Annotated in this window: 13 protein-coding genes; 8 read left to right on the top strand and 5 right to left on the bottom strand. The window is 55.8% G+C overall.

Features of this window, described 5'->3' with window-relative positions; genetic code table 11:
* The first annotated feature begins 8 nt into the window (after positions 1-8).
* From PuT2_RS01155 to PuT2_RS01145, 3 genes are read left to right on the top strand one after another with little or no spacing between them, the layout of a single operon-like run.
* Positions 9-1,304: an NAD(P)/FAD-dependent oxidoreductase gene (locus PuT2_RS01155; RefSeq protein ID WP_254046909.1), complete on the top strand. Its 1,296-nt coding sequence runs from the start codon at positions 9-11 to the stop codon at positions 1,302-1,304.
* A gap of 52 nt (positions 1,305-1,356) precedes the next feature.
* Positions 1,357-2,478 (top strand): YeeE/YedE family protein, encoded by a 1,122-nt coding sequence (locus PuT2_RS01150; protein WP_093969192.1) that lies wholly within the window; start codon positions 1,357-1,359, stop codon positions 2,476-2,478.
* Positions 2,475-3,287, top strand: coding sequence for a thiosulfate oxidation carrier protein SoxY (locus PuT2_RS01145; protein ID WP_093969191.1), 813 nt, complete (start codon positions 2,475-2,477; stop codon positions 3,285-3,287). The genes PuT2_RS01150 and PuT2_RS01145 overlap by 4 nt, the downstream gene beginning before the upstream one ends.
* Before the next feature lies 1 nt (position 3,288).
* Here PuT2_RS01145 and PuT2_RS01140 read toward each other — a convergent pair whose 3' ends face one another.
* The 4 genes from PuT2_RS01140 to PuT2_RS01125 form a co-directional block, all read right to left on the bottom strand.
* Entirely contained in the window at positions 3,289-5,865 is a 2,577-nt protein-coding gene (locus tag PuT2_RS01140; protein ID WP_093969190.1) for an EAL domain-containing protein, read from the bottom strand.
* Positions 5,866-5,884: 19 nt separating this feature from the next.
* Positions 5,885-7,579: a PAS domain-containing methyl-accepting chemotaxis protein gene (locus PuT2_RS01135; protein ID WP_093969189.1), complete on the bottom strand. Its 1,695-nt coding sequence runs from the start codon at positions 7,577-7,579 to the stop codon at positions 5,885-5,887.
* A gap of 251 nt (positions 7,580-7,830) precedes the next feature.
* Positions 7,831-8,445 carry an ANTAR domain-containing response regulator gene (locus PuT2_RS01130; protein ID WP_093969188.1) on the bottom strand — a complete coding sequence of 205 codons (615 nt, stop codon included), beginning with the start codon at positions 8,443-8,445 and terminating at the stop codon, positions 7,831-7,833.
* Positions 8,442-9,527, bottom strand: a complete 1,086-nt coding sequence (locus PuT2_RS01125) for a sensor histidine kinase (RefSeq protein ID WP_093969187.1) — start codon at positions 9,525-9,527, stop codon at positions 8,442-8,444. The genes PuT2_RS01130 and PuT2_RS01125 overlap by 4 nt, the downstream gene beginning before the upstream one ends.
* A gap of 160 nt (positions 9,528-9,687) precedes the next feature.
* Here PuT2_RS01125 and icd point away from each other — a divergent pair, with 160 nt between their 5' ends.
* The 5 genes from icd (at position 9,688) to PuT2_RS01100 (ending at position 19,681) form a co-directional block, all read left to right on the top strand.
* On the top strand, positions 9,688-10,947 hold the full coding sequence (gene icd, locus PuT2_RS01120) for an NADP-dependent isocitrate dehydrogenase (protein WP_093969186.1): 1,260 nt from the start codon (positions 9,688-9,690) through the stop codon (positions 10,945-10,947).
* A gap of 127 nt (positions 10,948-11,074) precedes the next feature.
* Positions 11,075-13,297 (top strand): NADP-dependent isocitrate dehydrogenase, encoded by a 2,223-nt coding sequence (locus PuT2_RS01115; protein ID WP_093969185.1) that lies wholly within the window; start codon positions 11,075-11,077, stop codon positions 13,295-13,297.
* Between the two features lie 312 nt (positions 13,298-13,609).
* A complete protein-coding gene (locus PuT2_RS01110; RefSeq protein WP_093969184.1) occupies positions 13,610-14,371 on the top strand; it encodes a carbonic anhydrase in 762 nt (253 codons plus the stop codon).
* A 551-nt stretch (positions 14,372-14,922) separates the two neighbouring features.
* Positions 14,923-18,891: an autotransporter domain-containing protein gene (locus PuT2_RS01105; protein WP_093969183.1), complete on the top strand. Its 3,969-nt coding sequence runs from the start codon at positions 14,923-14,925 to the stop codon at positions 18,889-18,891.
* Positions 18,892-19,150: 259 nt separating this feature from the next.
* A complete protein-coding gene (locus tag PuT2_RS01100; RefSeq protein ID WP_143516081.1) occupies positions 19,151-19,681 on the top strand; it encodes a GAF domain-containing protein in 531 nt (176 codons plus the stop codon).
* 8 nt (positions 19,682-19,689) lie between these two features.
* Here PuT2_RS01100 and PuT2_RS01095 read toward each other — a convergent pair whose 3' ends face one another.
* On the bottom strand, positions 19,690-21,768 hold the full coding sequence (locus PuT2_RS01095) for an ATP-binding protein (protein ID WP_093969181.1): 2,079 nt from the start codon (positions 21,766-21,768) through the stop codon (positions 19,690-19,692).
* Positions 21,769-21,773 lie beyond the last annotated feature (5 nt).

Genomic DNA, 21,773 nt, shown 5'->3' with positions numbered 1-21,773 from the left:
TAACCATCATGATCAATTCGAAAAAAATGACACGTCGCGAAATGCTGGCCACCGTGGGTAAGGTCGGTGCGGCAGGGGCTTTGCTGGTGGGTGCACCATCGTTTGCCAGTGGTTCGGCCGGTCGGGTGGTCGTTGTCGGCGGGGGGTTTGGTGGCGCTACGGCGGCCAAATACCTCAAGCGTCGTAACCCTGCCATTCAGGTCACGCTCATCGAGCCGGCGCGCGAGTTCATGACTTGCCCGTTTACGAATCTGTACTTGGGTGGCCTGCGTACGTTAGAGCAGCAGTCACATAACTACGACGAGTTGCGCGCTCTGGGCGTAACGGTTGTGCACGACTATGCTGATGCGGTCGATGCCCAGAAGCAAACCGTCAAGGTGGCGGGTGGCCAAACGTTCGCCTACGACAAGCTCGTGTTGTCGCCCGGTATCGATTTCCGCTGGAATGCCTTGGAAGGCTATGACGAGGCTGCAGCGCAAAAAGCGCCACACGCCTGGAAAGCAGGTGCGCAAACCGAACTGCTTAAAAAGCAGCTTGATGCCATGCCCGATGGCGGGGTGTTCGTCATGGTGGCGCCCGCCAACCCATATCGTTGCCCACCCGGCCCCTACGAGCGCATCAGCATGGTGGCGCATTACTTCAAAACGCAAAAGCCCAAGTCAAAAATCCTGGTGCTCGACCCTAAAGACGCGTTTTCCAAGCAGGGCTTGTTTACCGACGGATGGAAGCGTTTTTATGGCGATATGATCGAGTGGGTGCCGCTGTCTAAAGACGGTAAAGTTGTACGTGTCGATGCCAATACATTAACGGTCGAGTCCGAGTTCGGCGAGAAGCACAAGGCCGATGTGCTCAACGTCATTCCACCCCAAAAGGCTGGCATCATCGCCGAGCGTGCAGGGGTCACCAACGAGAGTGGTTGGGTGCCGGTCAACCCCGAAACTTTCGAGTCGACGCGCGTGCCTAATATCTACGTGGTGGGCGACGCCACCGTCGCGGCGCCGATGCCCAAGTCGGGTTTTGTGGCTAATGCGCAGGCCAAGGTTGCCGCGGCAGCCATTGCCAATGCTCTGGCTGGCCGTCCAGCCGTAAAGCCGTCTTTCATTAACACCTGCTACAGCTTGATTGCGCCCGATTACGGTATCTCGGTGGCCGGCGTTTACGCGGTGCAAGACGGTAAAATCGTCGAAACTAGCGGTGGCGTCAGCCCGAAAGAGGCCGATGCCGGTTTCCGCAAGCTCGAGGCCGAATATGGCGTGGCTTGGTATAACGCCATCGCCCAAGATACCTGGGGTACGCAGGCCTAAGTCGCGCGGTTGCGCAGGCCTGGGCCCGGGTTAAACATCGCAAGGAAGCATTATGTCGAATGTCGAGCTCGTGCTCTGGTCTGCCCTGTGTATCGGGGTTGTTTTCGGGGTGGCCGGGCAACTCAGCGGTTTTTGTTTGCATCGTGGTTTGGCTCAGCACTTTCAGCGCTTGCAGCGTAGGCGATCGGGGGCGTCAGAGCACGTAGCCGCGCATGCTCATAGTGCAGCTGCGGCAAATCCGGGCCGCTCGGCTGTATCCGTTGCAACGCCCGAAACCGTGCCCGCCGTCAAGCTTCAAAGTTTCGCGCTGGCATTGTTCGTGGCTATTGTGGGTACTCAATGGGCCGCCTATGCAGGTTGGGTTGATCTGACGCAATCCATTTATCTGGCCGGTACGTTTTCCTGGCTATTGGTGCCCTTGGGCGGCGTGTTGTTCGGTTACGGCATGACGCTGTCCAATGGCTGTGGCGCAAGGGCGCTGGTCTTGTTGGGGCAGGGCAATCTGCGTGCCGCAGTGGTTTTGCTGTGTCTGGGTGTGTCGGCCTACGCTACGCTTACGGGCGTTTTGGCGCCGCTGCGGGTCGGCCTGGCCGAACTCACCTCGTGGTCGCCAGGCAGTTTCCGAGGGCCTTTCACGCCTTATTACGTGGCGGCGGCTTTGTTGTTCCTGGCGGGCTTGCTAGGGTTTTCGTTGCATAAGGCAACCTTGCTAAGACACAAGGCCGACTTCTTCGGTGCGTTGGTCATTGGGTTGCTGGTGGTAGCCGGGTGGCTGGTCACGGGCGTGCTGGGTGCTGACGACTTTGATCCGGTCCCCCTCGAGTCCATGACTTTTGTTGCTCCTGTGGGCGCAACGCTTCAATACCTGATGATTGCCACGGGGGTCGATGCAGGATTTGGTGTGTTGGTGGTTGCCGGTGTGGTGGCAGGCTCGTTGGTGTCTGCGCTAGTTGGAAAACGCTTCAAATGGCAAGGGTTCGAGTCACCGCCCCAAATGCGTCGCTATATGACCGGCGGCATTCTAATGGGGGTGGGCGGCGCCCTGGCCATGGGGTGCTCCATCGGCCAGGGTCTGACCGGTTTATCTACCCTTGCGCTGGGTTCTGTTATGGCCTTGCTGGGTATACTGGCTGGGTCGCGTCTGGCGCTTAATTTGCATCAAACTTCATCATGACTTTCCCTCGTTTTTTTGTTCGTCGCGTTCTGTCGGCGGCTTGTTTCTCGGCCGGAATGCTGGCTGCACCCCTGACGGTGGTGGCGCAAACACCCGCGTGGCAGCGCGTCGACGCGGTCAAGGCCTTGGTTGGCAACAACCTGCAGGCAGGGCAGGCGGTCAAGCTCGAATTGCCGCTCGTGTCTGAAGACGGTTCGTCTGTTGCGTTGTCGGTTATCGCTGATCAGCCCCTGGGCGACGGCGTATACATTCGTTATCTCGACATTTTTGCGCTGGGTAACCCTACGCCGCAAGTGGCGCACTTCGAGCTGGGGCCCGAGGTGGCGCCGCTGAACCTGGGCTTGCGTGTTCGTCTGGGCGAATCGCAAACTGTAGTTGTGGTGGCCCGCAGCAGCGACGGTCGCGCGTTCGTTTCCGAGCGCGCAATTCGTATCACCACCAGTGGCTGTATTGCCGGGGCGGCTCTTCCCGACAAGGCGCTTGAAATGAAAGAGCGGGTGCGTTTGCCCAAGCAGTTTGTGGCCGGCAAACCAGCCGAAGTGTTGACCATGATCACGCATCCGATGGAAACAGGGCTAGTGCCCGATGCTAGCGGCAAGTTGCCCGATCAGCGCATTATCGATAGCTTCACGGCTAGTCTGGGTGATCGTCAGTTCATTAAGGCTCAGTTTTACCGCTCAATGGCTGCAAACCCCTATGTGCGCTTTACATTGGCACCAACTGCAAGCACAGACCTGCAGTTGGTTTGGCGCGAAGACACCGGGCGGAAAACCGAGTACAAAGCCGCCATACAAGTGGCCGCCCAGTAAGTTAATTGATTTCCGCACCAGTCAGCAGTAGTTCTTCCAATGCCGGGGCGGGTACGGGCCGACTAAAAAAGTAACCCTGCATGTGGTCGCATTGTTCGTTGCGCAGGTAGGCCAGTTGGGCTTCGGTTTCAACGCCTTCGGCCAGCACGGTCAACTTCATGCTGTGGGCTAGCGTAATAATGGCCTTCACGATGGCCGCGTGGCTTTCGTCTTGTGTAATGTCCTCAATAAACGATCGGTCAATCTTCAATTCGTGAATTGGGAAATTGCGTAGATAGCTCAGGCTGGAGTAGCCGGTGCCAAAGTCGTCTATCGAAAGCCGGATACCCATGTCGTTCAGGGTGCGCAGGGTGGCGGTTACGTGGTCCGGGCGTTCCATCAGCACGCTTTCCGTAATTTCCAGCTCAAGCGCATTTGCTGGGCATTGCGTGTCTTCAAGGATTTTTTCTATCTGCGAGACGATGTCCTGATTCTTGAACTGGCGTGCCGATAAATTCACCGACACGCGCATGTCGGGGTTGCCATGGGTGCGCCATTTCACAATATTTGTGCAGGCTTGTTTCAGCACCCATTGGCCGGCGGGCAAAATTAGACCCGTGTCTTCGGCAACCGGTATGAACTCGTCGGGGGCGATGCTTGTGCCGTCGGGCAATGTCCATCGCAGCAAGGCTTCGACGCCGATGATCTGCCCGCAACCAGCGCGGATCTTGGGCTGGTAGTGTAGTTGGAGTTCGTTCTGCTCTAGCGCGCGGCGCAAGCCGTCGGCAATGTACAGCCGCCGAATGTGTTGGGCATTGACTTCGGGGGTGTAGAACTGCACGTTATTGCGTCCGGCCTCTTTGGCCTGGTACATGGCTGAGTCGGCATGTTTCAACAGGGTATCGCCATCTTCTCCGTCTTTCGGGAACAACGCAATGCCAATGCTGGCGCCTGTGTACAGGTTACGGTCCTTGTATGTAAATGGGGCGGCCAGGGCACGCAAAATGCCTTGAGCTCTTGCCGTGGCAACGCGGTTATCGTCTATGTTTTCCAGAATGACGACAAACTCGTCGCCGCCCAGTCTGGCGACGGTATCGGTTTCCCTGATGCTCGCAGTCAGCCGTTGAGCGGCTTCGGCGAGCATAGCGTCGCCTGCGGCGTGCCCCTGGCTGTCGTTCACATGCTTGAAACGATCAAGGTCCAGATACATCACAGCAACTTGCTGGTGGTGGCGTTTTGCGCGGGCTAATGCCTTGGCTAGTCGATCTTGCAACAGCACCCGGTTGGGCAAGCCGGTCAGCGCGTCGTGTCCCGCCAGTCTGACCAGTTCCTCCTCCATGCGTTTCCGCTCGGAAATATCTTCAAGCACAACAATCAGGCCGATGCGGGCATCGTCTTCGCGAAGGCACGATACCGTTGCGCGAGTCCAGATAATATGGCCTTCTTTGTGCAGGTATCGTCGCTCTTTACTGTAGTGTTCCAGCTCGCCGGCCATGACGCGGCGGGTCATGGCGTCGGCGTCATTGCGGTCATCGGGGTGCGTAAGCTGCGGGAAACGCATACCCAGCAGTTCCTGACGTTCGTACCCCAATACATGGCACAGCTTTGGGTTGATGCGCGTGATACGGCCGTCTGCATCTGTTTGCGCCATTCCTACAGCGGCCAGGTTGAAGGTCAGGCGGTAGCGCTCCTCGCTTTGTGCGAGCTTGGCCTTGACCTGCAGCTTTTCGGTAATATCTTGCGCCATCACCAGCAGTAGCGGTTTGCCTCTGAACCGGATGCAGCTCAAGTTGAACTCGAGCCTCAGGCACGCATCGGCTTGATCCAGCGTGACGAAGATGCTGTTCTGTGCGTTGCCGGTATCCAGCACGTCAGCGCCGGCCTCAAGCAGCAAACTGCTTTTTACAAGGCTGGACAAGGGCAAACCTTCTGCCGACAAGTCATCATCCAGTTTGAAGATGGCGCGCATGGCCGGGTTCATCGACAGCACCATAAGGCTTGCGCTGACGACCATCAGCCCTGTCGGCATGGTCGAAACAATGCTTTCGGCGTATTCCTTGTGTTCACGGATTTCTTCAGTATCGGCCTGAAAATAGGTATCTAGCGCCAGGCCAATATCAAAATTCACGACCTTCATTAGTGCGTCGCAGGTCTTCATGAATTCGTCTGGCATGTGGCCCAACACTTGCCACAACAGCTTTTGCATTTCTGCGACGTATTTTCGGTAGGCGCCCAAATACCAGGTGGGTTCAAGCCCGATGTGCTGGTGTACAAGGCCCACGCGCAGACGGTCGCGTACATAGTCGGGCCCATAATTACCTGCAGTCAGTGTATTGAAGTACTGTCCTTGCACGTGCTTCAGCCTGTCTAGGCGGCCGTCCCCATCCAGCAGTGGCTTCAGTGCGTCAAATCGCGACAAATGCGCGTAAAACGCGTCGGCAAAACGTTTCGATTCTTTGCCCAGTAATTCATGAGCGCGTCGCAATCGTAGTGCGTCCTCTTCCGTCAGCTCCAGAAACGCCTTGCGTTGACGGATTTCATCTTCGTCAAGCCCGAGGCTTTGGGCCAGAGCGTCGACCGCTTCTTTCAAGTCTTTCATGCGTCGGCCTTGTTGTTCTTTAACCTAGTTTCAAGCGGGCCACAGGCGCATTTCGTTTAAGCTGACGCAAGGGTTGCCGCTTCTTGGCCGGGCGTTTCGGTGGCAAGCCCGGCATTGTTGTGCGGGTCTCGATCAGCTTGAATGCGTCCAGCAGTGCATTAAGGTGAGTCGCCTGTACTTGCAGGGATTCGGCTGTTTTCGCCGTGCTTGCCACAGCTGCAGCATTGTCCTGGGTAATGGCCTCAATTTGTCCGACGGCCTGGTTAATGTGAACAATGCCGGCGCTCTGTTCCTTTCCAGCAGAGGCTATTTCGCTCATGAGCGTGGTGGCTCGATGCGCTGAGTCCAGAATGTCATGCATGATCTGTGCGGTTTGGTCGACCTGTTGACTACCGGCATCAATGCGCGTAACTGACGCCTCGATCAGTGTCTTGATGTCTTTTGCTGCATCGGCGCTGCGCAGCGCCAGACTGCGCACTTCTGCGGCGACTACGGCGAAGCCGCGCCCTTGGTCGCCGGCGCGTGCGGCCTCTACGGCGGCGTTCAACGCCAGAATATTGGTCTGGAAAGCAATCGTGTTGATCATGCCGATGATGTCAACCACCTTGCGGGCGCTTTCCTGAATTTCGGTCATGGTGCACGTGACCTGCGCCGCTGCTTGTGCCCCCCGGGTTGCGGCCTCGGCGGTCGAGGCGACCAGTTGGTTGGCCGCTTCGGAGTTTTCGGCATGCTGTTGAACAATCGAAGTCAGTTCGGCGACCGATGCTGAGGTTTCTTCGACGTTAGCGGCTTGCGATTCCGTGCGTTGTGCGAGTAGTGCATTGTCACGGGTCAAGTGCACAGCTTGTGCGCTTACCTGTTGTGTAGATTCCTTGATTTGCCCCACCAGCAGCTTGACGTTGATTTGCAATTTGCGCAGTGACTGCATGAGATTGGCAATTTCGTTGTTGCCTATTGCGTCGATGCGGCCGGACAAATCGCCCGCGCTCATTCGGTCAATATCCTGCTGAGCACGCGCCAGCGGACTGATTAGGCGTCGGTAGATGGCGATGCCGCCGTAGGCCGACAGGGCTGCCCCAAAAAGCATCAGCAGCTCGGCCAGTAGCGGAAGGGCCGATGTGTCGCTGGTGTGTGCGAGGTTTAACTGCCACACGACGAAAGCATTGATCAGGAACAGGCCCATCATGCACAGCGTCCATACAATCAGACGGGTTTTCAATGACAGTTCGTTGGGTGGCGTTTGAGGGTGGCGCGACAGACGGGGGCGTCGCACGACAGCGCCTTCTCTGACGGTAATGCGTCGCGTGCCTTCGCGTATTTCTTGGTAGGCCGTTTCTGCCGCTTCAACTTGTTCGCGAGAGGGTTTGACACGAACCGAGGTGTAGCCTGTGACCGCCCCGTTCTCGGTGATGGGGGCGGCGTGGGCCTCGACCCAATAGTGGTCGCCATTCTTGCATCGGTTCTTGACCAGGCCAGTCCAGGCTTTGCCGCTGCGCAACGTTTGCCATAGGTCGTAAAAGGCTTCTTTTGGCATGTCCGGGTGGCGCACAATATTTTGCGGAGCCCCCAGCAACTCTTGCTCTGAAAAGCCGCTGACACGGACAAAGTCTTGATTGACGTATGTGATGTTGCCCTGCAGGTCTGTTTTCGAGACGATGGTCTCGGTGTCCTGCAATATATATTCCCGATGCGTGACTGCGCGTTCCTGTCTCATGTCCTCTGGTCCTGGTGACGCCGGGGGTCGCAGCGCGCAATGCGGTCGCAACGCGCTTCATGTTGCCGGCGGTTTACGGGCAATGGCGGGTGCTGGGCCAGGTTTGAGATAGGTCGCGGGTATTGGGCGACCAGGGCAAACGCGAGAGCGGGCGGGTTTGGGGCCGGCGGGCGTTGCCAAGTATCAGTGTGTTCTTGTTTTGTGTCCTGATTATTAAGGCACGAAAAGCCATTGGCTAGGTGTGGATTACCCTAGGCGTCGAACTGGCTGAGCGTTTCGTGAGCGGCAATCAGTGACTTGGCCAGATCTTGAACTTGCCGGCGAGTGCGACGCGCCTGTGACCGTAGCGCCTGAAAAGCCTTTTCGTGGTCCAGGCGAGCCCGTTCCATGATGATGCCTACCGCAATGCTGATTTCACGGCTTGATTCGAGGGCGTGGTTCAGTTGTGCTTCGCTTCTTTGAAGCTCGACAATGTCGGCGGCGCGTGCCAGGCCCGCTTTGATCGCCGGGATCAGTTGCGCGGTGTCGATGGGCTTGACCAGATAGCCGACGGCACCGCTTTCGGTAGCTTCTTTAACCGTTTCTTCGTCGCCGTAGGCGGTAAGAAAAATAAACGGAATCTGTGTGTTGGCCCGAAGTTGGCGTGCCACGTCAAGCCCGGATACGCCGGGCATGCTGATATCCAGTATGGCCAGATCGGGGGTGATGTCTTGCAGCAGTTGCAGGGCCTGCTCGCCCGAGTAGGCTTCGCTGACGGTAAAGCCGGCATACTTGAGCCCCTTTGACAGTGTGGCCAGCACAAGGCGGTCGTCGTCGACAACCAGCAGGTGGGGGGCGGCGGCGATGGTAGACGGCTGAGGTGTCATGTTGGGTGAGGTAGACGTGCGGGGTTGACGCTGTAAATGACGGGGGGTGAAAGCGTGAGCTGTGTTTCGACGAACCCGGCGCGATTGGCAAAGGTCAGGGTGGCGCCGTTTGCAGGCAGCATCGAGCGGACGAGTTCAAGCCCCGTGCCGATGCCCTGTTCGGCCGCAAAATCAAAGTCATCGGGTAGGCGGCCGGGGTTGGTAATGGTAATGCGCGCGCACTCAAGCTGCGCCTGCCAGGCGACACCCACGCTTAATGTGCTGTACCGTTCGGTGGCCGACAGATGCTTGGCGGCATTAAGTATCAATTCGTTCAGGATCAGGGCAATGGGTACGCGTTCTTGTTCGCAGACCCGGATGCGTTCGGGCACGTTCACGGTTACTGTAAAGTGCGGGCCGTCGGGTAGCACCAGCTCTTGCACCATACGGGCGATACTGGGCGCCATCTCGCACAACACTACTTCGTTGTATAGCGCTTTGCCTTCCAGCCCATGTACGACCGCAATGGTGCGTACCTGGGCGATTGCTTTTTCCAGTACATGGGCGGCCTGGGGTTCGGACTGGGCATGCTGGCGCAACATGCCGGCGACCCCTTGCAAGCTGTTCTTGATGCGGTGATGCACTTCCCGGATCAGTACGTTGCGTTGCCGTTCCATGCGCGTTACATAAGCCCGCGTCTGCTCTTCAGTAAACGCTGTATAGGTATTGACGGTTTGGATCGCGACAAAATGCTGGAATTCGTGGTGATCGTTAAATATGGGGTTAAAGCTCAAGTGGACCCAAAACGACGTCCCGTCTTTTTTGTAGTTCAGCATTTCGCCTGAAAAATGCTTTTTATGGGCGACGCACTCACGCAACTGGTCGAGGGTACCGATATCGGTGTCGGGGCCATGCAGGAAGTCGCAGGGGTTCTTGCCGAGTACGTCGTCGGTGGCGTATCCCGTTAATACGGGCAGTTCGGGCGATGCCCAAATTACCTGCCAGTTTTCATCGCACATCAGGGTAAAAGCGCCGGCGCACGGAGAAACGACCGGTCGTTGCTGGTCGGGCAAGGTCAGGACGGGTTGTTGCAGTTGTGGCATGGTGTTGACTCAAATTTGTGCCAAATTGTATTTGGGTGTGCCTGAAATTAAAAGGTCGGGTTAGTCCCCATCGCGCCGCGTGATTACTGTCGCTGTTTTGCTCGCGATAAAATGCCTGAAACGCCGCATGCCGGCCACGCAATTACTCACCGGAGCACTCATGTCTTACCAGCATATTCAGGTCCCCAGCCAGGGCGGCAAGGTTACGGTCAACCCCGACGGTACGCTGCAGGTACCCGATCAGGTTGTCATCCCGTTTATTGAGGGTGACGGCACGGGTAAAGACATCATGCCGGTGATGCGTAATGTTGTAGATGCCGCCCTACAAAAGGCCTACAACGGCGCACGCAAAATTCACTGGATGGAAATTTATGCCGGGCAAAGCGCTGCCGAGCGTTATGGGCAAACGGCGTTGCCCGCCGAAACGGTACAGGCTATTAAAGATTACGTCGTCGGCATCAAGGGCCCGCTGACCACGCCGGTCAGTGGGGGTATTCGTTCGTTCAACGTGGCCTTGCGACATCAGCTCGACCTGTATGTGTGTTTGCGTCCGGTGCGTTATATCAAGGGTGTGCCGTCGCCCGTCCACCACCCCGAACGCGTCGATATGGTGATCTTCCGCGAGAACCAAGAAGATGTGTACGCAGGTATCGAGTTTCCGGCCGAGTCCGATCAGGCCAACGCGTTGATCGATTTTTTGCAGAACACGTTGGGGGCGCAAGATATCCGTTACCCCAAAACATCGGCCATCGGCATTAAAACAGCGTCTCGCGAAGGGTCTGAGCGCCTGATTCGTAAAGCCATTCAGTACGCCATCGACCACGACCGCAGTTCGGTCACGCTGGTGCACAAGGGCAACATCATGAAGTTCACCGAAGGGGCGTTCCGTGATTGGGGTTACGACCTGGCCCGACGCGAGTTTGGTGCGCAGCTCATCGACGAAGGGCCGTGGTGTCGCATTAAAAATCCTGTTTCGGGCCGCGATATCGTCATTAAAGACGCTATTGCCGACGCCTTCCTGCCGCAGGCTTTGTTGCGCCCTAAAGAGTTCGACGTTATTGCCACCACCAACTTGAACGGCGATTATTTTTCGGCTGCAGTCGCGGCACAGGTGGGGGGGACGGGTATTGCCCCGGGCGCCAATCTGTCCGATTCGGTGGCCTTGTTCGAAGTGACGCACGGCACGGCGCCCAAGTACGCCGGCAAAGATTACGTTAATCCGGGGGCGGCTATTTTGTCCGCCGAAATGATGCTGCGCCATCTGGGCTGGTCCGAAGCCGCCGACCTGATTGTGGCCGGCATCGAGGCAGCTATTCAAGACAAAGTTGTGACCTACGATTTTGCGCGACGCCTGCCAGGCGCCACACAGGTGTCTTGCTCAGGTTTTGGTCAGGAAATTATCAACCGTATGCCAACTTGACAGCGCTCTCGCTATAATAGGGGGCTGTCTTGTATCTTATATAAGACATATCACGCTAACCCGCGGTGCCAGTCCCGGATAACGGTGCCTGCTTTTTCCGCGACAGACACAGGCTCAAGAGGACACTATGACTTCCAAGATTATCTATACCCTTACCGATGAAGCGCCGGCTTTGGCGACGTATTCGTTGCTGCCAATGGTCGAAGCGTTTGCCCGTACAGCTGGTATCGCCATGGAAACGCGTGATATCTCTCTGTCGGGCCGCATTCTGGCGGTATTCGCCGACAAGCTGACCGCTGACCAGAAAATTTCCGACGCGCTGTCCGAGCTGGGTCAATTGGCAACGCAACCCGAAGCCAATATCATCAAGCTGCCCAACATCAGTGCTTCGATGCCGCAACTGAAGGCTGCCATTAAAGAATTGCAGGCCCAAGGTTATGCTTTGCCCGATTACCCCGATGAGCCTAAAACCGACGAAGAAAAAGACATCAAGGCGCGTTACGACAAGGTTAAGGGCAGCGCGGTTAACCCCGTCTTGCGTGAAGGTAACTCCGATCGTCGTGCCCCCCTGTCGGTTAAAAATTATGCGCGCAAGCATCCCCATAAAATGGGTGCCTGGGCAGCTGATTCCAAAGCGCATGTGGCTAGTATGGCCGACGGCGACTTCTACGGCAGCGAAAAATCCGTCACAGTGGGGCAGGCCGGCGACGTCAAAATTGAATTGACGGCCAACGATGGCAGCAAAACCGTCCTGAAAGAAAAAACGACGCTTAAAGCCGGTGAAGTGATCGATGCTTCGGTCATGTCGGTGGCCAAGCTGCGCAGCTTTTTGCAAGCGCAAATCGAAGACGCCAAGCGTCAGGGTGTACTGTTTTCTGTGCACCTGAAAGCCACCATGATGAAGGTGTCCGATCCGGTCCTGTTCGGCCACGTTGTTTCGGTGTTTTATCAAGATGTACTGGCCAAGCATGCCGAAGCGCTTAAAGCCATTGGCTTCAACCCCAACAATGGTATCGGCGATTTGTACGCTCGTCTGGGCGACTTGCCTGCCGACCAGCAAAGCGCCATCAAGGCCGACATCGATGCGGTCTATCAAGCGCATCCCGCGTTGGCCATGGTCAATTCCGACAAAGGCATCACCAACCTGCACGTACCTAGCGACGTCATTGTCGACGCCTCGATGCCTGCGATGATTCGCGATTCGGGCAAGATGTGGAACGCCGAGGGTAACTTGCAAGACGCCAAGGCCGTGATCCCCGATCGTTGCTATGCAGGTGTATATCAGGCCGTTATCGACGATTGCAAACGCCATGGCGCGTTCGATCCTGCCACTATGGGTAGTGTTCCTAACGTAGGCCTGATGGCGCAAGCCGCCGAAGAGTACGGCTCGCACGACAAAACGTTTGTTGTGCCGGCCGACGGTGTCGTGCGTGTTACCGACGCGTCGGGCAACGTTTTGCTCGAGCATGCCGTACAGGCAGGCGACCTCTGGCGCATGTGCCAAACCAAAGATGCCCCGATTCAAGATTGGGTAAAACTGGCTGTCAATCGTGCGCGCCTTAGCAACACCCCGGCGGTATTCTGGCTCGACCCTGCGCGCGGTCACGACGCTCAGCTTATCGAAAAAGTCGAGCGCTACCTTAAAGACCACGATACCAACGGTCTCGATATTCGCATCATGACTCCGGTCGATGCCACCCTGTTCTCGCTCGAGCGTATTCGTCAGGGTAAAGACACTATCTCGGTCACCGGCAACGTGCTGCGCGACTACCTGACCGATCTGTTCCCCATCATGGAACTGGGCACCAGCGCGAAAATGTTGTCTATCGTGCCTTTGATGGCCGGTGGCGGCCTGTTCGAAACAGGTGCAGGCGGTTCGGCGCCCAAGCACGTACAACAGTTCGTCGAAGAAGGTTTCCTGCGCTGGGATTCACTGGGTGAGTTCCTGGCTCTGGCCGCATCGCTTGAACACCTGGCCAACAGTTACAACAACCCCAAAGCCAAAGTGCTGGCCGATACCCTCGACAGCGCAACCGGTAAATTCCTCGACGACAACCGCTCGCCCGATCGTAAAGTCGGCGGCCTCGACAACCGCGGCAGCCATTTCTACCTGGTCATGTTCTGGGCTCAGGCCTTGGCCGAGCAAACCGCCGACGCCGACTTGCAAGCCAAGTTTGCCGAAGTGGCCAAGGCGCTGACCGAAAACGAAGCCAAGATCGTCGCCGAACTGGCTGCACCGCAAGGTAAACCGGTGGATATCGGTGGTTACTACCGTCCCAACAAAGCCAAGGCTGATGCCGCAATGCGCCCCAGCGCAACGCTGAACGCGGCGATTGCCAAGCTGGGTTAATCACTCGGCCGGGTAAGCCCGGGCTGTCGGTGGTGCGGCGCGCTGTAACGCATGCTGTGCCCAAGCGCTAGCCCGGCGACACCAAACCGCGCCCGAGCACCTGCCGACAAGGCGGTGCCCGGGCGTTTTTTATGGCGTGTATTCCCAGTGATGACGGTGTTGCTGCCATTACCTATTGACACAAGCTTTAATCGGGCGCAGCGTTAGCGGTGATCCACAGCAAAGCGGTGCCCGCTTTTTAGAATTGCGTTTCAGGTAGCCCAGGCTGTATCGGGTTGACTCATGCCTGACTTTCCCTGACGGAGGGCGATTATGTGTGTCACTTGTTTTTCGCGGTTTCATCGGGGTTTAGGCGGCGTTGATCAACGCCAGGTCTCGGCGGGTAGGCGCAAGCTTCTTGCGGGGTTCTCGGCGGCGCTGTTATTTGGCTCCCTGGGTGCGAAATCGCAAGCCCAGTCGGCGCCGCCAAAAATAGAAAACAAGCTGTCGCCTGACCAGGCGCTTGAGCGCCTGATGGCGGGCAATGCACGTTATGTGAGAGGCGACACGTCGAAAAAAGATTTCGCGACATCTCGCGCCGCGCTATCCGAAGGTCAAAACCCTTATGCGTGTCTGTTAAGTTGTGCGGACTCTCGTGTCGGCCCCGAGTTTTGCTTCGACGAATCGCGTGGCGACCTGTTTGTTACCCGTGTGGCCGGCAATTATGTCAATGTCGACATTTTGGGTAGCCTTGAATATGCGGTGGCTGTATTAGGCGCGCCTCTGATTATGGTGTTGGGCCACAGCCGCTGTGGTGCCGTTTCGGCAGCCATTTCCGCCTACGAAAAAAATACAGATTACCCAGGCCACATTCAAAGCTTGGCAACGGCTATTGTTCCTGCGGTACAAGCAGCCAGTCGTCAGCCCGGCAATTTGTCTTTGCTAGAGCGGGCTACGGAAGAAAATGTCCGGTTGAATGTTCAACGCCTGGCAACCGCCACACCAATTTTGCGGCAACGCGTCGAAACCGGCGCTCTTAAAGTGGTGGGCGGTATCTATCAGTTAGACACGGGGCAGGTGATGTTGTTGTCTTAGTTGGGCTGATCAAGCACGCATATTTGAATAGTTTCTGGCTAGGCCGGAACACATGCCATAGGGCGGTGTTCCGGCCTTTTTGCGTTGGTTGGTTGTGTTGTTCTTTGGTTGTTGTTGCCAAAGGCGCGGGCTGTTTGCTTACATTTAAGCGTGCTTCTTGCCTCGTCTGATCTTTGGTGTATACAAAAAATATAATGTAATTGAAGGAATGAGTAATTTATTTTTTGGGCAGTTGGCTTGCTGTTCTAGTGTACTTTTCCCTGAATTTTTCTTGTTTATTAGGCTTTTAAATAAAAATAGGGCTAAAAAACTACTTCATTTCCGCGTTTTGAACTTTGGTTTTTTGCAATTCCTATGAAGTTATTTGAAATATTGAATTCATTTTTCAACCGAAAATAATGTTATTTATATAATTATGGTTGCTTGATCAATGTGAGTAAAAATGTTTCAATGGATACAAAAATCTACTTGTATCCAAATAAATCACGTTGAACCAGGCTTTCTACGGTTAGCCAACGGCAACACCGGGCATAAGCTGCACAGGAGAGAAAATGAATAGGGTCTACAAAACCATCTGGAACGAAAAAACCGGCACATACGTAGCCGTTTCAGAACTAAGCCACGCGCGCGGAAAGCGCTCGGGCTCTTCGGTGCAGAAAAGCTGCGCAGAAAGCATGTTGCGCAGCGGTGTACTTGCCTTGGCGGGTGCGGGCTTGATAGGAGTAGCGGGAACGGCGGTGGCGGATACGCAGTACGACAACCAGGCAACCAACGCTGCAGCCTATAGTCACAGAGATGGTGAGTCGGCATCCATTGATGGCAAAAACTACAAAGCAAGTACTACAGATTCTTCCAAACGCGCTTGGGGCGTTCTGGTTCACGAAAATGGAAGCAGTGCTGCGTCCACGCTGAACGCATCCAATATGATCGTCCACACCGTGGGCAATAAAGCCCACGGCATTCAGTCGGGCGCTAGCTCTAAAGACGGCACAGACAAGTCTGTAATCAATCTTGGCGTCGGCGTTACCGTTTCGACAACCGGTGACGACTCTTTTGCTCTGCACGCCATCGACGGCAGTCTCATCAGCACGACAGGTGCATCAGACGTCACTATCGACACCACGGGGAAAAATGGCTTTGGTGCGTTTGCCGAAAGCTGGTCAACCATCACGCTGAACAACACGAAAATAACCACCAGCGGTGAGCTCGGCCATGGCTTGGTCGCTAATAACGATAAAAACGCCACTGGCGGGGTCATTTCAGTCGACAACACCACAATTGTTACCACTGGTTCGAAGGCTCGCGGCGCAACAGCCGAACGCGGCGGGAAGATAACACTTACAAATAGCTCTATCAGCACCAGCCACAATGGGGTCACAGTTGCTGACGGTAACCTCGGCATAGACGGCGCCCACGGTTTGTACTCGCTGGGCGCCAACTCAAGCATCACAGGCGTCAACACGAACGTCGTTACAACAGGGCTTGGTTACGGCGCTTATGCAAATGAGGGCGGAACAATAACGCTTACTGGCGGCACCATAGAAACAAAGAACGAGAATGGCAAAGGAAGCCAAGGTGAAGGCCAGGGATCACGCGGGTACGCCCTCTATGCAGATGGTGCGGGGTCGACAATCTCAACAACCGGCACCACCATAGTTACTCAAGGTCAGCGAGCTTACGGAGCACATGCTTATAACGGTGGAAGCGTCGAATTAACTGGGGGCTCTGTTACTACAAACGGCTTCATGGCTTATGGTCTTTATGCACGCGACGCTGGGTCGACCGTTACGGCCGACGGCGTGGACGTAACAACATCAGGTCAGGTAGGCTATGGGCTTTGGGCTTTGAACGGTGGCGTGGCTACTTACAGCAACGCAAACATTCTGGTTCAAGGGGGTGGGGCCTCAGTCTATAAAAATATGGGGGCACTCGCTGAGGAAGGAGCTGCTCGTGTCAATCTCAATAACGCGTCGATCACCACCCTTGGTGATGGCAGTTATGGTGTTTTGGCGCAAAAAACTGGTGTCATTGACTTGAACAAGACTCGCGTGGAGACACGCGGTACAAGCTCAGTTGCCGCCAGCATTTCTGGTCAAGGTAGCAAACTGACGACCTCGAATGGTAGCAGTCTTGTCGCCCTCAAGAGCAACGCCATTGAAATACTAAATGGTGCTGAAGTCACTCTGAATGACACTACTGTCGAGGCAGGCCTGGCGTCGATAAGCTCCAACTTCGACACACATGGTCAGACTCAAAAAATTACCGTTGGCAGCGGCTCAACGCTGACCAAGAATAACGGTACATTGCTACGCGTGGATCGTACCGGCAGTGGCGAAGATGGCGTAGTCAACCTTACGTTAAAAGCCGGCTCTTATGCCGATGGCAACATTGAGAACTATTACGGAGGCTTAAGGGATACGGATTCAAACAGAATTGCCCAAACCGTTCTGGATGTTCAAGACGGGGCGTTCTGGGCAGGGCTGGTTGTTGACGGTAACACCACCGTTGCTGATGGAAGTAAACCCATTACCGGCAACACTGGCAGTGTTACCAACACATCGAACACCACCGTTACCTTCAACGATGTCAATACAGTGACGGGCAGCGTTTCGGCCGCCTCTAACTCGAGCATGACGTTTCAAGGGTCGGGCACCACCACCATTACCCAGAGCCTGTCTGGGCAAACGGGTTCTACCCTGCAGTTCAACAATAATGCCATTATTCAAGGCGGTGTAACCGCCGTGGGTAGCACACTGAACTTTGCCGGACCCTCCAACACCATTGGCAGCGGTACTGGCACCGCGCTGGCTGCCAGCAACAGCAGCGTCAGCCTGGGTAGTGGCAGCACCACCATCAATGGTGGCGTTCAACTGGACAGCAACTCGTCGCTACGCGGCGGTACCACGCAAAACCCCGTCACCATTACCGGCGATGCGGTTGTAAATAGCGGCGCCACCCTGGGCGGTAACCTGAACGTGGCAGGCGTACTGCGGGGCTCGGGCGGTACTTTGGGCCCTGGTAACTCCGTGGGTGTTCAAACCTATGGTTCTATGGCGGGTTTTACGGGTACTTATGTTGCCGAAGTTAATGCGGCCGGTGCATCCGACCTGATCCGCATTTCAACCGGTAACGTAGACCTTAGCGGTATCGACCTGCAAGTGCGTCAAGAAGACGGTAAGGGCGGTTACAAGCTGAACCATGACTACACTATTGTAGAAGCCGTGGCCGGTGCCATTGACGGGGCAACTGATCCAACAAAACGATTCAAATCCGAAGCCCTCGACAGCAGTTTTGACGGCACATTGGTCAAGCTTAACGCTACCCAGTACGGCGCTAAAGACGTCAAGATCAGTCTGTCTGCAGACGATGCCAAAGTGGCCGCCAAGCGTCCAGGGTTGTCGGCTAACCAAAATGCCACTCTAGATGGTGTGTTGACTGTTCTGGGTCAAAACGCCTCGGCCGACGCAGCGATGCAGTCTACCGATACCGCCGGCGCCCTCAATCAACTTTCGGGTGAAGTTCACGGCAGCACGCAGTCGGCACTTTTAAGTGGCGCCAGCGTTATTACCAAAACCTTGTCCAACCGCATGCGCGGCAATCTGGGTGCAGGTATGTCCCCTGGCGCGCCGGTGGCCCAGTCGTCGGGTGGTTTGCCCGCGGGTGCCATGCCCACGTCTAACGCACGCCCGTTGTGGGCCGAGGTCGTTGGCAACTGGGGTTCGCTTGAAGACAATGGCAATGCTGCCAAGGTCAGTACGCGGACCACAGGTCTGTTCGTGGGGGGCGATGGCGCAGTGGGTAACGGTTGGCGTGTCGGTGCCGCTTTCGGCTTTACCGATGGCAAAATCGAAGTCAACGACCGTTCTTCAAAATCAGACGTCAACAGCTACACCGCCGCGCTCTATGGCGGCAACAGCTGGGCAACTGGTGAAGGCAAAGTCAACTTCATGGCCGGTGCGTCCTATACCCGTCACAATGTCGACAGCCGCCGTTACGTTACCCTGGGGGGCAATCAAACCCTCAAGGCCGACTACCATGTCAATACGACGCAACTGTTTACCGAGCTGGGTTATGCCATGCCGGTGGGGCAGGCCAGCGAAGTTGAGCCATACCTGGGCGTTGCGTGGCTGAGTCAGCGTGCCAAGGGTTTTGCCGAATCGGGTGGGGCAGCTGCGCTTAGCAGCGATAGCCAAACCGACGACGTCACCATGTTTACCTTGGGCCTGCGCGGCAAAACTACCATTGATACCGGGACTAACAAAGCTACATTGTTTGCCGGGTTGGGCTGGCGCCATGCAGCGGGCGATATCGAATCGTCTCGCAGCATGCGCTTCACTCAGGGTAATGGTGCGAGCTTCAAGGTGGCAGGTTCGCCTATTGCCAAGAACGCAGCGCTGGTCGACTTAGGGGCTGAAATGGCTGTTGGTAAGCAGGCCGCTCTGGGGCTGTCGTACAACGGCCAGTTTGGTAACGGTAACACCGAAAATACAGGTTCTTTGTATTTGCGTGTGAAGTTCTAAGGGGTAGTGCGGCGCTCTTGTGGCGCCGCTATTATCCAACAGCAAGGCCGGAAAAATGGCCGGCCTTGTTGTTGATTCTAGTGCGTATAGAAGCTCAAAAGCCTAGTTTACGTAATAGACGCGTGTATCGAGCCTAGCAAATCAGAACCCTTTCAATTTATAGGGCTATTAAGGCGCTTGATGAGTATCTCAAATATTATAATTAACAAAACGTATCTATAAGAAACAAAGTCAACTATCGTCACTTATATGTAAAGCCATGGTTACTTGCGAAGCAGACCCTCGAGTTGACGCTATGGTGTCCGACAGCCAAAGGTTACGTGTTTTAGATCAGTTGGGCATTCTCGATACCGAGTACGAGGAGGCCTTCGACGACATCGTGAGTTTGGCCGCTCTCACGTGGGGTGTGCCGGCTGCGGCCATAAACTTCATAGATAAAGATCGTTTTTGGTTCAAGGCTGAAGTGGGCCTAGGTGCGCGCGAGCTGCCGATTTGTCCATACATTTGTTCGCAAACGCTGCTCGAGCCGAACCCTTATGCCGACCTGGTTGTTGGAGGCGATTTTTGTGCTGCATTGCAAGGTAAAAAAACGCCGCAATTGGCTTCTTGGTGGCATGGGTTGCAGTTTTATGCAGGTGCGCTTATTCGGTTTAACGGTTGTGTTTTGGGCGCACTGAGTATTTTTGATCACACCCCGCGGAACCCTTCTGAACGCGAGTTACAGGTCTTGATACTGCTGCGTGATCAGGTTGTTCGTGAATTGGCAAGCAGGTCGGCCAAGCGCGGGTGAGTTGGGACCTAAGTGGCTAAGGTAGCAAGTGCTTTTTTCAGCAAAGTGGCCAAATCAATTCGTAAATAAGGTTTGGGTAACAGCCAATAGCCTTCGGCGGTGCGGTCTTGATCTTTGGCCAGTTTGTGCGAATACCCCGACGACAACACTACGCGTATGTTGGGGTTGTGCCGGCGCGCCAGGGTGGCTAACTGTTGGCCGTCCATACCGCCGGGCATCATCATGTCAGTAAGCAACAGGTCGATATCGGGGTGGCGTTGCAGCTCGAGCAAGCCTTCGTGGCCGTTGCCCGCAGCCAGCACCTGGTAGCCCAGTTTTTGTAATTGCCGCACCAGTGTGGTTTGTACCGCAGGCTCGTCTTCGACAACCAAAATTTTGCCGGTACCGCTGGGTGGGGTTTCGATTTCTGATTTGGCGCCGGACGCAGTGACGACGTCGGCCATCACCGGGAAATAAAGGCTTATTGTGGTGCCTTGCCCTAAGGCTGAGGTTACGGCGACGCCGCCTTTCGACTGTTTAACAAAGCCATCGACCATGCTTAGCCCGAGTCCACTGCCATTACCCACGTCTTTGGTGGTGTAGAACGGGTCAAAGATATGCTCCCGGGCGTCGGGCGCAATGCCGTGGCCATCGTCTTGTACCTCGAGGAGAAGGTAGGTGGCATTGACTGGTAAAGTGCGGGGAAGGGCAGCGTTATAGTGATTGACGGTGCGGGTGCGCAGCGTCACCGTGCCCGAGTTTTGAATTGCGTCTCGTGCGTTTAACAATAGGTTAAGGACGGCATTTTCTAGCTGGGCCGGGTCAACCATAATTGTGGCGGGGCGGGCTTCAAGGGCCAGGTTAAGCGTAATTCGGCTGTCGAGTACCCGTTCGGCCAGGGTGTGCATGCCCGTAAGCAGGGAGTTAACGTGTACTGGCTTAGGCTGCAGCAACTGTTGTCTTGAAAATGACAGCAGGTTGCGAATCATGTCGGCCCCGCGGCGCGCCGCGCGTTTGATGTCTAACGCCATTTCCTGGTGTTCGCTGCCTTCGGTAAGCTCTTCGGCCAATTGGCCGGCATTACTTAAAATGACCGTGAGCAAATTGTTGAAATCGTGTGCCAAGCCGCCCGTAAGCTTGACTATGGCCTCGCGGCTTTGCGACAACCGCAGTTGTCTCTCTATCTGGCGGGCGGCTTCGCGCTGTTGGGTACGTTCGATAGCCACACGCACAAACTGGCAAATATGGTTAATAGTGGCTAGCTGCTCGTCGGTTGGGGGTGCGGGGTGATGGCTGTATATGCCAAACGTGGCCAGCACTTTGCCAGTGGCCCCGATAACCGGGATTGACCAACACGCCTTCGCGTCGATAAGTTCCACCAGGTCGTTAACCGACGCCCATAGCGGGTCGGTGTTTATGTCGGTAACAATCACCGGCTCTTGCCGGGCGGCCGAGGTGCCGCAAGAGCCATTGCCTTCGCCAACACTTATTCCATTAATGGCTTCAATGTAGTCTTGCGGATGTTTAGGGGCCGACCCAAGCCATAAGCGCCCGTTTTTTACCAGCAAAATAGAAGACTGAACCTCAGGGATGAAGCCGTCAACAGCGTGGGTGACGATGTCGAGCATGTCTTGCAGTTCGCGTTCTTGGCTGATGGCGTCTAGCACTTTGCTTTCGAGGGCCTGCAGTGCAACCACACGTTTAAGCTCGTCGTGGGCCTTGTCAACGGCTCGGTTGGCCAGTTTGATGTCGTGGATGTCGGTGGTGATGCCGTACCAGCGCCTAATTGTGCCGTCGGCGTTGTGGTGCGGGGTAGCGGCCACATGGTGCCAGCGGTAACTGTTGCTGGGCTTATGGAAAATTCTGAATTCAGCCTGATACTTGGCGCCTGACGCGATGCAGTTGCCCCAAATGCGCAGTGTAGATTCGTGGTCGTCGGGGTGCACGACCGCCAGCCAGTCGATTGTGTCGTCTTGGTTGGCCGGGTGCCCGGTGTAGTGCGCGAACACGTGGTTAACGTAATCGACCTGGCCGCTTGGGGTAGCTGTCCAGATCATGCTGGGCAACGCCTCGGCCATATCGCGCGGGTTGTCGGTAAATGTGGGCATTTGGC

Origin of the sequence: Pusillimonas sp. T2, assembly GCF_002236805.1 — a bacterium.
GTDB lineage: Bacteria > Pseudomonadota > Gammaproteobacteria > Burkholderiales > Burkholderiaceae_B > Neopusillimonas.
The sequence above is the reverse complement of the archived record's forward strand: the minus strand, read 5'-3'. Positions and strand labels throughout refer to the sequence as shown.

Excerpts from the sequence above, each read along its gene's own strand:
- PuT2_RS01155 (WP_254046909.1), top strand. The coding sequence starts at position 9 with ATGATCAATTCGAAAAAAATGACACGTCGCGAAATGCTGGCCACCGTG.
- PuT2_RS01150 (WP_093969192.1), top strand. The coding sequence starts at position 1,357 with ATGTCGAATGTCGAGCTCGTGCTCTGGTCTGCCCTGTGTATCGGGGTT.
- PuT2_RS01145 (WP_093969191.1), top strand. The coding sequence starts at position 2,475 with ATGACTTTCCCTCGTTTTTTTGTTCGTCGCGTTCTGTCGGCGGCTTGT.
- PuT2_RS01140 (WP_093969190.1), bottom strand. The coding sequence starts at position 5,865 with ATGAAAGACTTGAAAGAAGCGGTCGACGCTCTGGCCCAAAGCCTCGGG.
- PuT2_RS01135 (WP_093969189.1), bottom strand. The coding sequence starts at position 7,579 with ATGAGACAGGAACGCGCAGTCACGCATCGGGAATATATATTGCAGGAC.
- PuT2_RS01130 (WP_093969188.1), bottom strand. The coding sequence starts at position 8,445 with ATGACACCTCAGCCGTCTACCATCGCCGCCGCCCCCCACCTGCTGGTT.
- PuT2_RS01125 (WP_093969187.1), bottom strand. The coding sequence starts at position 9,527 with ATGCCACAACTGCAACAACCCGTCCTGACCTTGCCCGACCAGCAACGA.
- icd (WP_093969186.1), top strand. The coding sequence starts at position 9,688 with ATGTCTTACCAGCATATTCAGGTCCCCAGCCAGGGCGGCAAGGTTACG.
- PuT2_RS01115 (WP_093969185.1), top strand. The coding sequence starts at position 11,075 with ATGACTTCCAAGATTATCTATACCCTTACCGATGAAGCGCCGGCTTTG.
- PuT2_RS01110 (WP_093969184.1), top strand. The coding sequence starts at position 13,610 with ATGTGTGTCACTTGTTTTTCGCGGTTTCATCGGGGTTTAGGCGGCGTT.
- PuT2_RS01105 (WP_093969183.1), top strand. The coding sequence starts at position 14,923 with ATGAATAGGGTCTACAAAACCATCTGGAACGAAAAAACCGGCACATAC.
- PuT2_RS01100 (WP_143516081.1), top strand. The coding sequence starts at position 19,151 with ATGGTTACTTGCGAAGCAGACCCTCGAGTTGACGCTATGGTGTCCGAC.
- PuT2_RS01095 (WP_093969181.1), bottom strand. The coding sequence starts at position 21,768 with ATGCCCACATTTACCGACAACCCGCGCGATATGGCCGAGGCGTTGCCC.